Annotated in this window: 6 protein-coding genes; 4 read left to right on the top strand and 2 right to left on the bottom strand. The window is 68.2% G+C overall.

Annotation, left to right across the window (positions count from 1 at the left end; translation table 11 throughout):
* Positions 1-106: 106 nt before the first annotated feature.
* The 4 genes from HWX03_RS21195 to HWX03_RS21180 all read left to right on the top strand — a co-directional run bounded on the left by HWX03_RS21195 (position 107) and on the right by HWX03_RS21180 (position 9729).
* On the top strand, positions 107-898 hold the full coding sequence (locus tag HWX03_RS21195; RefSeq protein ID WP_244132721.1) for a winged helix-turn-helix domain-containing protein: 792 nt from the start codon (positions 107-109) through the stop codon (positions 896-898).
* Between the two features lie 139 nt (positions 899-1037).
* Positions 1038-4076 carry a hybrid sensor histidine kinase/response regulator gene (locus HWX03_RS21190; RefSeq protein WP_244132720.1) on the top strand — a complete coding sequence of 1013 codons (3039 nt, stop codon included), beginning with the start codon at positions 1038-1040 and terminating at the stop codon, positions 4074-4076.
* Positions 4077-4277: 201 nt separating this feature from the next.
* On the top strand, positions 4278-8807 hold the full coding sequence (locus HWX03_RS21185; RefSeq protein WP_175872567.1) for a YadA-like family protein: 4530 nt from the start codon (positions 4278-4280) through the stop codon (positions 8805-8807).
* 232 nt (positions 8808-9039) lie between these two features.
* Positions 9040-9729 carry a response regulator transcription factor gene (locus HWX03_RS21180; protein ID WP_175822760.1) on the top strand — a complete coding sequence of 230 codons (690 nt, stop codon included), beginning with the start codon at positions 9040-9042 and terminating at the stop codon, positions 9727-9729.
* A 139-nt stretch (positions 9730-9868) separates the two neighbouring features.
* Here the strand turns inward: HWX03_RS21180 and HWX03_RS21175 are convergent, their stop codons facing one another.
* Both HWX03_RS21175 and HWX03_RS21170 read right to left on the bottom strand, forming a co-directional pair.
* Positions 9869-10585 carry a response regulator transcription factor gene (locus tag HWX03_RS21175; RefSeq protein ID WP_175872594.1) on the bottom strand — a complete coding sequence of 239 codons (717 nt, stop codon included), beginning with the start codon at positions 10583-10585 and terminating at the stop codon, positions 9869-9871.
* Between the two features lie 293 nt (positions 10586-10878).
* The gene (locus tag HWX03_RS21170) at positions 10879-11598 is read right to left on the bottom strand and encodes an OmpA family protein (RefSeq protein ID WP_175872566.1); all 720 of its coding nucleotides are present in this window, start codon (positions 11596-11598) and stop codon (positions 10879-10881) included.
* Positions 11599-11647: the final 49 nt, after the last annotated feature.

Genomic DNA, 11647 nt, shown 5'->3' with positions numbered 1-11647 from the left:
GGCGGGACTTTTTTTGGACGGCGTCACGCCGCTACCTGCCCGGAACCTGTCCGGCCATGATCGCGCTCTCCTCTCCTCATTCGCGCACGCACGGTGCGACCGCATCGTGACCGACGCCCCTTCCACCGCCGTCGCGATCCTGACGATCGACCATCCGAGCCGCGGCACGTTCGACGATCGGCTGCGTCGCGCCGGGTACGGCTACGACCGCCTGCGCATCGACGACATCCTGCGCCGCGCCGGCTATCGGCCGTCGCGCTTCGAGTATCTGCCCGACCTGCTCGCGAGCTGCGACACGCGCGCGTTCGATCTCTTCATCATCCAATGCGAAACGGCCTGCCGGCGCACGACGGACGCGATCCGTGCGTTGCGCGCGCGTTTCGCCGGCACCGTGGCGATCGTGTCGATCAGCCAGCGCGACGCGGATCTCGCGCGCTCCGCGTGCTTCATCGCCGGCGCGAACGAGCATCTGCCGTACACCGTGCCGCCGGACACGCTGATCGCCAGCATCGCGACGTGGCTGCGCTGGTCCCATCATCGTGCGATCCATCATCGCCATTGGCAGATCGGCCAGTTCGAATTCGATACGGCCACGCGCAGCGTGAACGTCGCCGGCCGCGAGCACGTGCTGACCGAGAAGCACTTCCAGATCGCGACCGCGTTCTTCCTGAACATGGGCCGCGCGCTCGACCGCGCGCACGTGAGCCAGCTCGTGTGGGGCTCGCTCGTCGCGGCCTCCAGCCGGCGGCTCGACACGCACGTCGCATACCTGCGCGACCGGCTCGAACTCGACGGGCGGCACGGCGTGCGGATGATGACGATGTACGGATTCGGCTATCGGCTCGTCACGTGCGAGCCGGATGCGGAGCCTGCGACGGACGAAGCGATGCAGCAATAGCCGGCCGCGCAGCGGAATCCTGCGGGCCTCGCGCGGTCGCCAGTCGCAGGTCGTTCGGCGTACGTCCGTCGCTGGGTCGACTCGCCGGCCCCTCGCAACCCTGACAGCGCCCATTGCGCGCTGATCGGACTCCATTATCATGGGGGCACCCTGGCCGACCGCCCCGCTCCCGATGGACCACCGCGCCGCACCCGATCACTCCCGCTCCGCCGCCGCGCATGTGTCCGCCGCGCCGACCCGCGTCGGCCGTCGCCAGCGCGCGCTGCTCTATGCCGGCGGCGCGGCCGTGACGGTCGCGATCCTGCTCGCGAGCGGCCTGATGCTGTATACGATGGCGCGCGAAGCGATCCAGGCGCGCTATACGACCTTCGCGGTACGCCAGTTCCTCGTCCAGATCGAATTCAAGATGCGCACGACGGGCATGGACACGCTCGTCACGCACGACGAAGCCGTGTGGAACGCGCGCGCGACCGATCCGGCGCGCGTCGCCGCGCTCGCGGCCGGCCGCGGCCGGCTGGTCATCCAGGGCAGCCCGGCCTTCCCGCCGACGCTCGTGCTGGCCGACCTGTCGCCCGCGCACCCGGCCGACAGCTACGCGCACGATCTGGCGATGGCGAGCGACATGAGCTATCGCGTCGGCGCGTACGTCGCGAAGCACGACGCCGATCGCTCGATCGCCGGCTACGTGTATCGCCCCGACCGCAGCTTTGCGGTCGTCATCCCCGAACCGGTGCCGCCCGATCCGCTCACCGCGTCGCCCGCCACCGATGCGGCCACGCTCGTCGCCCAGGTCGCCGCCGGCATCGCGACGCCGCCGCCCGGTCAATACGAATGGCATCCGCCCGTCTACGATCCGGTGCAGCGGCGCGACGTGTTCCGCGTCGCCGGCGCCGTCTACGACAGGCAGGTGCCGCGCGCGGTGTTCCTGTCGACGCTGCCCGTCGACGTGCTGCGCACACGCCTGTCGACGGGCGACACGTCCGACGCCGCGATCGTCGTCGATGCGCACGGGCGCACGCTGCTGCGCGCCGGCACCGCGGCCGACGACGATGCCACGCGCGCGGCCATCGAACGGCTCGGCGCACGCGCGCGTGATGCGGCCAGCCGCGGCGGGCCGCGCACCGCGTTCGGCGACGGGCTGTTCACGCTGAGCCAGCCGATCGCCGAAACCGACTGGACGCTCGTGCAGGCGTTCACGCTGCGCTCGCTGCTCGCGACGATCGGCCTGCGCGCAGGCTGGTACGTCGCGATCATGTTCGCGGTGATCGCGCTCGTCTGGTGGCTGCTCGTGCGTTTCGACCGCCGCGTGCTGAAACCCGACGACGCGCGCACCCGGCGCGTGATCGACAGCGAGAACCTGAACCGGACGATCGTCGAAGCGGCGCCGTCCGGCATCGCACTGCTGTCGCTCGCGGACGGCGCGGTGCTGCTGCAGAACGACACGATGCGCGACTACGATGCGCGCCGCGCGGGCGAACCTTCATTACCAGCGAGATTGCTCGAACGCTTCGACCGCTCGCCGGCCGCCTCCGCGTGGCAGCCCGATCTGCACGTGACGCTGCCCATCGCCGGCGGCGAGGCCGTCGACCTGCTCGTCAATCTCGTGCGCACGCGCTTCCACGACATGGACGTCGTGCTGTGCAACTTCTCCGACATCACGTCGCAGAAGAACGTCGAGCGCCGGCTCGACGAAGCGGCGCGCGCCGCCGACGCCGCGAACAACGCGAAATCCGCGTTCCTCGCCACGATGAGCCACGAGATCCGCACGCCGCTGAACGCGATCCTCGGCAATCTCGAGCTGATCGGCCGCGAGCCGCTCGCCACGACGCAGCGCGAGCGGCTGCAGACGGTCGAAGGCGCGTCGTCGGTGCTGCTCGACCTGATCAACGACATCCTCGACCTGTCGAAGATCGAGGCGGGCCAGATGACGATCGAGGCGATTCCGTTCGATCTAGCCGAGACGATCCGGCAGACCGGCGCGATGTTCGAACCGCTCGCGGCAGCGAAGGGCTTGCAGTTCGACGTGTTCGTCGACGATGCGCTGGCGTCGCGCTATCTCGGCGATCCGACGCGCATCCGGCAGATCGCCGCGAACCTGCTCGGCAACGCGATCAAGTTCACCAACCACGGCGAAGTCACGCTCGAGGTCTATCTGCGCGACGACACGAACCCCGATTCGCCGATCGCGATCGGCGTCAGCGATACCGGCATCGGGATGACCGACACGCAGCGCGCGGCGCTGTTCCGCCCGTTCACGCAGGCCGATACGTCGATCACGCGGCGTTACGGCGGCACGGGCCTCGGGCTCGCGCTGACGAAGCAGCTCGCGCAGATGATGCACGGCGCGGTCGACGTGAAGAGCGAGCCGGGCAAGGGCAGCACCTTCGTCGTCACGCTGCCGCTGCCGGCGGCCACCGACGCGCAGGTGGCCGAACACGCCGCCGCGCAGGCCGACGATGCCGCGCTGCTGCCGGCCGTCACCGCGCGCGTGCTGGTGGTGGACGATCATCCGGTGAACCGCACGTTGCTGCAGGGGCAGCTCGTCACGCTCGGCTATGCGGCCGATGCGGCCGAGGAAGGGGCGGCGGCGCTGCGGCGCTGCACGGACACGCGCTACGACCTCGTGATGACCGACCTGAACATGCCGGGCATGGACGGCTACACGCTCGCGCGCGTGCTGCGTGCGCAGTATCCGGCACTGCCGGTCGTCGCCGTCACCGCGCATGCGAGCGCGGCCGAGCATGCGCGCTGCGCGGAAGCGGGGATCGTCGCGGTGCTGGTGAAGCCGGTGCTGCTCGACACGATCGACCGGACCGTGCGGCGGTATGCGCATGCCGTCGCCGGGCGGGCGCCGGCACGGCGCGCGCTCGTCGATCTCGCGGAAGGGCCGCTGCCGCCGGACGTGCATGCGCTGCTGGATGCGAGCCTGACGAAAGCGCTTGCCGCGATTCGCGATGCGCTCGCACGCGACGATATCGGCGTGCTGCGACATGAGCTGCATGCGCTGCGCGGCGCGTTCGCGACGATCCACGAGCATGCGGTGGCCGATGCGATCGGCGAACTGCAAGCCATCGTGCACGGCGGCGACCTGACGGCGTTCGATGCACGGCTGGCGGATGCGGAAGGCCTGGCGCGCGACGCGCTGCAACGGCGCACGACGCAGGCGCCGCCGGCCTGAATACGGCTCGGCCGGTGCTCGCCGGCCGGCCTCTCCCGCCCTTCTCCCATGATCTTGCGGCGTTCGCCCGCAAGGCCGCTTCACGCGTGTAGGACTGGGCCTACACAGCCGCTATCTCGAATCAGCCAGGGACGACTGATTAGGACGAGGCTGATCCCTACCATCGGTTTGTGACCTGACAAACTGAAAGGAGTAGGGCAAATGAACAAGACTTATCGCAACGTATGGAACGCTGCAACCCAGACCTGGACGGCGGCGGCCGAAACGGCGACGAGGAAGCGCAAGGGCTCGTGCCGTGTATCAATTGCGACCTGCATCCTTGCAGGCGCACTGATCGGCAGCGTATCGACCAGCGCGATCGCCGACGATCAGATCAGCTCCGATGCAACGCTCACCTGTGAGGCAGGCTACGTCGCGGACGGCGCGACGTGCGTTGCCACGCGCACTTCCGGGTCGGCCGAAGCGAAAAGCATGAGCACGACCAGCAGCGGCATCGGCATCATGCTTGGCGCGAACGCGTATCAAGCCGGCCCCGGCGCAACGGCGGACGGCGCGCAATCCGTCGCAATCGGCAATAACACGGCGACGGCCGCCACCGCCGGTGCTTCAACTGCACTTGGCACCAACTCCACAGCGTCGGCGAGTTACGGCGTCGCGATTGGCGGCGCCACGCAAGCCGGTCGAGGCGCGATCGTAACGAGCGGAGCAACAGGTTCGATCGCGATCGGCACGATCTCCAGTGCCAGTGCCCGAAACTCCGTCGCCTTGGGAATGGGGTCCGTGGCCGATCGCGAGAACACTGTGTCCGTGGGCGCGGGTGTACCCAATATCGACGGAAGCACGTTTACTCGACAGATCGTGAACGTATCCGCCGGCACGCAAGACACGGATGCCGTGAACGTCGGCCAGATGAATGCCGGCCTGTCGACCACGAACGCTTCGATCGCCGCGACGAATTCGGCATTGTCGACGACCAATGCGTCGCTTGCGAGGACGAATACCACCCTCTCGACGACCAACACGACGCTCGCCGCGACCAACACGGCCCTGTCGACAACGAACTCGCAAGTCGCTTCGCTCGAAGGCGGCCTGTCGACCGCGAACACCAACATCGCGACGCACACCACCGAGATCACGACGCTCAACGACAAGCTGAACGAACTGTCGAGCGGCACCGTCGGCCTCGTCCAGCAGGCGGCCGCGGGCGACAACATCACCGTCGGTGCGAACACCGACGGCGGCGCGGTCAATTTCGCGGGTACGGCCGGCGCGCGCAAGCTGTCGGGCATCGCAGACGGCACGGCGGACGCGGATGCCGTCAACGTCGGCCAGATGAATGCCGGCCTGTCGACCACGAACGCTGCGATCGCCGCGACGAACGCCGAACTGTCGACCACCAACACGACGCTCGCCGCGACCAACACGGCCCTGTCGACGACGAACTCGCAAGTCGCGTCGCTCGAAGGCGGCCTGTCGTCCGCGAACACGAATATCGCGACGCACACCTCCGATATCTCGACGATCAACGACAAGCTCGGCGAACTGTCGAGCGGCACGCTCGGCCTCGTCCAGCAGGCGGCCGCGGGCGCAGACCTCACGGTCGGCGCGAACACCGACGGCGGCGCGGTCAACTTCGCCGGCACGGCCGGCGCTCGCAAGCTGACGGGCGTCGCGGCGGGCGACATTTCCGCCACCAGCACCGAAGCCGTCAACGGCGCGCAACTGCACGGCGTGTCGGACAGCGTCGCCTCGGCAATCGGCGGCGGCGCATCGGTGAACCCGGACGGTTCGATCTCCGCACCGAGCTTCACCGTCGGCGACGGTAGCGGCGGCACGAAGGTCGTCAACTCGGTCGGCGACGTCGTAACCAATATCGACGGTCGCGTGACGAGCAACGAAGGCGATATCAAGAAGCTGGCCGACGACATCGGCAGCGGCACGCTCGGGCTCGTCCAGCAGGCGAACCCGGGCGACGACATCACCGTCGGCGCGAATACCGACGGCAACGCCGTGAACTTCGCCGGCACGGCCGGCGCACGCAAGCTCACGGGCGTCGCGGCGGGTGACGTGTCGGCATCCAGCACCGAAGCCGTCAACGGCGCGCAACTGCACGGCGTGTCGGACAGCGTCGCGTCGGCGATCGGCGGCGGCGCGATCGTGAACCCGGACGGTTCGATCTCCGCACCGTCCTTCACCGTCGGCGACGGCAGCGGCGGCACGAAGATCGTCAACTCGGTCGGCGACGTCGTGACCAATATCGACGGCCGCGTGACGAGCAACGAGGGTGACATCAAGAAGCTCGCCGACGATATCGGCAGCGGCACGCTCGGCCTCGTCCAGCAGGCGAACCCGGGCGACGACATCACGGTCGGCGCGAACACCGACGGCGGCGCGGTCAACTTCGCCGGTACGGCCGGCGCACGTAAGCTGACGGGCGTCGCGGCGGGCGACATTTCCGCTGCCAGCACCGACGCCGTCAACGGTTCGCAACTGCACGGCGTGTCGGACAGCGTCGCGTCGGCGATCGGCGGCGGTGCATCGGTGAACCCGGATGGTTCGGTTTCCGCACCGTCCTTCACCGTCGGCGACGGCAGCGGCGGCACGAAGGTCGTCAACTCGGTCGGCGATGTCGTGACCAACATCGACGGTCGCGTGACGAACAACGAAGGCGACATCAAGGACCTGAGCGAGCAACTCGGCAGCGGCACGGTCGGCCTCGTCCAGCAGGCCGCCAAGGGTGACGACATCACCGTCGGCGCGAACACCGACGGCCGCGCGGTCGACTTCACCGGCACGGCGGGCGCACGCAAGCTCACGGGCATCGCTGCGGGCGACGTGTCGGCCACGAGCAACGAAGCCGTGAACGGTTCGCAACTGCACGGCGTGTCGAACAGCGTCGCCTCGGCAATCGGCGGCGGCGCATCGGTGAACCCGGACGGTTCGATCTCCGCACCGAGCTTCTCGGTTGGCGACGGCAGCGGCGGCACGAAAATCGTCAACTCGGTCGGCGATGTCGTGACCAATATCGACGGCCGCGTGACGAACAACGAAGGCGACATCAAGAAGCTCGCCGACGATCTCGGCAGCGGTACGGTCGGCCTCGTCCAGCAAGCCAATCCGGCCGACGACATCACGGTCGGCGCGAACACCGGCGGCAACGCCGTGAACTTCAGCAGCAAGACCGGCGCACGCAAGCTCACGGGCATCGCCGCAGGCGACGTGTCGGCAACCAGCACCGAAGCCGTCAACGGTTCGCAGCTGCATGGCGTGTCCGACAGCGTCGCATCGGCGATCGGCGGCGGCGCGTCCGTGAACCCGGACGGCTCGATCTCCGCACCGAGCTTCACCGTCGGCGACGGCAGCGGCGGCACGCGGATCGTCAACTCGGTCGGCGACGTCGTGACCAACCTCGACGGGCGCGTGACGAGCAACGAAGGCGGCATCAAGAAGCTCTCCGAGCAGCTCGAAAGCGGCGAACTCGGCCTCGTTCAGCAGAACCCGTCGACTGGCATGATCACGGTCGGCGCAACGACCGGCGGCACGTCGGTGAACTTCGCCGGCACGGGTGGCGCACGCGTGCTGTCCGGCGTCGCGAACGGCGTGGGCGACGACGATGTCGTGACGGTATCGCAGCTCCGCGCGACCGGCCTGATCGACTACACCGGCAAGGAAGTCGGCGCGGTCACCTATGACTCGGGCCTCAATTTCGACACCGTGACGTTCGCCGGCACCTTCGGCACGAAGCTGCAACGCGTGGCGGCAGGCGAGATCAGCGCGACGAGCATGGACGCCGTCAACGGCAGCCAGCTGTTCGACCTGCAGGAGCAGTTCGCGAAGCAGTACGGCGACCTGAGCGGCCAGCTCGGCGACCTGTCGAGCCGCTTCGGCGATCTGTCCGACCGCCTCGGCGATCTCGAAGCCAACCCGGGCACGGGCGGCCCGGGAACGGGCGACGGCTCGACGGTCGTCGGCGAAGGCGCGGTCGCGTCGGGCGAAAACAGCTCGGCGATCGGCCAAGGTTCGCTGGCATCGGGCGAGAACGCGTCGGCGGTCGGCCAGGGTGCGGTCGCGTCGGGCAACAACGGTTCGGCGATCGGTCAAGGCTCGGTGGCCTCGGGCGAGAACGGCTCGGCACTCGGCCAGGGCGCGGTGGCATCGGGCGAAAACGGCACGGCGCTTGGCCAGGGCTCGGCGGCATCGGGCTCGAACGGCACAGCCGTCGGCCAGGGCGCGGTCGCCTCGGGCGAGAACAGCACGTCGCTCGGCCAGGGCGCATCGGCCACCGGCAACGGCTCGGTCGCGATCGGTCAAGGCTCGGTCGCAACGGAAGCCAACACCGTGTCGTTCGGCAACGGCACGGAAGAAGGCAACCGCCGGCTCGTCAACATCGCAGACGGCATCAACGCGTCCGACGCGGCGACGAAGGGTCAGCTCGATCGTGCGATGGAATCGGTCGACGCACGCTTCAACGACACGAACCGCGCGATCAACGACGTCGCGAAGAACGCGTACGCCGGTATCGCGGCCGCGATGGCGATGCCGAACATGACGCCGTCGCAGCCGGGCAAGACGGTGGTGGCAGTCGGCGCCGCGAACTTCAAGAGCGGCTCGGCGATCGCCGCCGGCGCCACCTACCGGTCGCGCAACGGCAACTGGCTCGTGAACGGCGCGACGTCGATCACGTCGGTCGGCGATGTGGGCGTGCGCGCCCAGGTCGGCTACGAGTTCTGACCGGACGGCTCCGCGCAAGCGGAGCGTCGACCCGAAGCGGAGGGGAGCGATCCCTTCCGCTTTTCGGCCGACGGCCAGTGGCGATTCATCGGAGTCGCCACCGGCCGTCGGCGCGACGGGATCGCGTCCGGCCAGCCGTTTCGCCGCGACCGATCGCACCCCGCGCCGGCCCCACCCCGCATCAACGACGCCGAGCGCGTGCCGCCAGGCACGACGCAACGCGTGAGAAACCATGAACAGAACCTTTCCCATCCGCATCGTGATCGCCGACGACCATCCGGCGGTCGTCATCGGCGCCCGCTACGAACTGTCCGCGACGAACACGATCTCGGTCGTCGCGACCGCGCACAACTCGACGGAACTGATGGAAGCGCTCGCGAAATATCCGTGCGACGTGCTCGTATCGGACTACGCGATGCCGGGCAGCGATTACGGCGACGGCCTCGCACTGTTCACCACCATCTTCAAGCGCCACCCCGGCCTGAAGATCGTCGTGATGACGATGATGGAGAACACGGTGGCGCTGCGCGCGCTGATCGATCTCGGCATCGCCTGCATCGTCAGCAAGTCGGACTTGCCGAACCACCTGACGATGGCGATTCACGCGGCCTATACGAGCGGACGCTATCTGTCGCCTTCGATGGACCGGATCCTGCGCCATGCGGGGAGCCTGAGCGGCAAGGCGCCCGCGTTGTCCGTGCGCGAGGTGGAAGTGATCCGGCTATTTGCGTCCGGATTGTCGGTCAACGAGATTGCCGAAAAACTGAGCCGCAGCAAGAAAACGATCAGCACGCAAAAGAGTTCGGCGATGCAGAAACTCGGCATCGAGCGCGACGTCGATCTCGTTCGTTATGCGATTTCGTGCGGGCTGGTGACCGACTACGGTTATGCGCCGGCGCATGCGGCCGGCGAGGCGAAATGAAACGCCGAAGACATGAATCGATGAAATGAACCGGCCGGCGCCCGCGAGGCGCCGGCGCAGAGTGGCTCACGCCCCCGACCTCCGCCATCCGGTTCGCCGCCTGGCGGCGGCTGCGCACGCCCGTATGCAGCCGGCGTCGTCAAACCGGCGCAGCCCCGCCTTCTTCCTCTTCCCCGCCCCGCCCTTCGCTGCCCGATGCGGCGACGATCCCGTGCTCGATCGCATAGCGCAGCAGGTCGATGTCCTTCTCGATCCCGAGCTTTTCCATCGCGCGCGCCTTCTGCGTGCTGATCGTCTTCTTGCTGCGGCTCAGTTTTTCGGCGATTTCGTTGACGGTCAGGCCCGACGCGTAGTGCCGCACGACCTCGAGCTCGCGCTCGCTCAAATCGCGCTTCTGGTCGGCCGCCCGCGCGCTCGAATGCGACGTGAGCGTGCGCACCACCTTCTCGACCGACGGCGAGTAATAGGTGCCGCCGGTGGCGGCCGCGTGAATCGCGGGAATCAGGTGATCGACCGTGTCGGACTTGCTGACGATGCAGGTAATGCCGAGGCGTGTCAGCGCACCGACCACGGCCGGATTGTCGAGCATGGTCAGGACGACCAGCTTGACCGCCGGATAGTGCCGCTGCAGGTAGGAGAACAGCGTGATGCCGTCGCCGTGCGCGCTGCCCGGCATCGCATAGTCGGACACCGCGACGTCGCACGCGCCGGCATCGAGCAGCTTGATCAGCTCGGTCGAATTGACGGCCTTGCCGGTCAACTGGATCGTCGGCACCGACGACAGGCCGTGTTCGACACCGGCGAGCATCGCCGGATGATCGTCGGCCAGTACCACACGTATCTGATAGCTTCCCATAGTCGTCCAGATTTGCGCGGCAATCGTCGCGGCCGGATCGCCGCGCGGCTGGCGGCTAACGGCGCGCATCGCGGCGTCGTGGATCGTAATTGGGCGCTATCTTCGCATGAAACCGGGGGCATCAGCCATCGCCCCGGCCGGTGGCGGCTTCCGGATGGTGCGACGCGATAAAAAAACCGCCGGCTCGTGACGAGCGGGCGGTTTCGGGTACTGGCTGAAGGGGGGAGCGTCCTGCATCGGCTCAGGGCCGATCGCCGCCCCGCGCATACCGGTGGAACGGCATCCGTTACGCGTTACTGCGCGTCGATCCGGACCTCGACGCGGCGGTTCTGCGCACGGCCTTCGGCCGTCGCGTTGGACGCGACCGGCTCGGCCGCACCCTGGCCCTGCGACACGAACGACTGCGCCTTCAGGCCGTTGGCGCTCAGGTAATTCATCGCGTTGCGCGCGCGCGAAGCCGACAGCGCGAGGTTGTGCGTCGCGCTGCCCGTCGAATCGGTGAAGCCGGTGACGGTCACGCGACGGAATTCGACGCCGCGGTTGATCTCGATGAAACGGTCGAGATTGTCGCGCGCCTGCGGCGTGAGCACCGCGCTGTCGAGCGCGAAGTTCGCGTCGCCCTGCAGCAGCACCTGGCGCTGCGGGACCGGGGCCGGCCGCGGTTGCGGCTGCGGTTGTGCGACCGGCTGCGGGGCCTGAACGACCGGCTGCGGCTTGCCGCACAGGAAGGTGATCTCGCGCGGATCCTTCTTCGGCGCACGGCTGTACACGCGGTCGATCATTTCGAGCGGCGTGAAGCCTTGCCCCTGGCAGAACTCCTCCGCCGCGCGGGCGCATGCGTTCGCGCTGCCCAGCAGCCCGTCGCAGCTCACGCGGAACACGTTGTCCGGCTTGCCGGGAATCGACACCGCGCGGATGTCGTAGGTGAGGCCCGATTGCGTCGTACACGCACCGAGCGCCATCGCGATTGCGCCGATCGACGCGGCGCGCAACAACAAGGTTTTCATGGTCATGATGAAACGTCCGCCTGGAGGCGGACGCATAAAAAGTTGAATGAGGGAA

Source organism: Burkholderia sp. BCC0397, assembly GCF_902832865.1.
Classification (GTDB): Bacteria; Pseudomonadota; Gammaproteobacteria; order Burkholderiales; family Burkholderiaceae; genus Burkholderia.
This window is presented reverse-complemented; position numbering and strand designations above follow the sequence as displayed.

Coding starts and splice junctions, on each gene's coding strand:
- HWX03_RS21190 (WP_244132720.1), top strand. CDS start 1,038: ATGGGGGCACCCTGGCCGACCGCCCCGCTCCCGATGGACCACCGCGCC.
- HWX03_RS21185 (WP_175872567.1), top strand. CDS start 4,278: ATGAACAAGACTTATCGCAACGTATGGAACGCTGCAACCCAGACCTGG.
- HWX03_RS21180 (WP_175822760.1), top strand. CDS start 9,040: ATGAACAGAACCTTTCCCATCCGCATCGTGATCGCCGACGACCATCCG.
- HWX03_RS21175 (WP_175872594.1), bottom strand. CDS start 10,585: ATGGGAAGCTATCAGATACGTGTGGTACTGGCCGACGATCATCCGGCG.
- HWX03_RS21170 (WP_175872566.1), bottom strand. CDS start 11,598: ATGACCATGAAAACCTTGTTGTTGCGCGCCGCGTCGATCGGCGCAATC.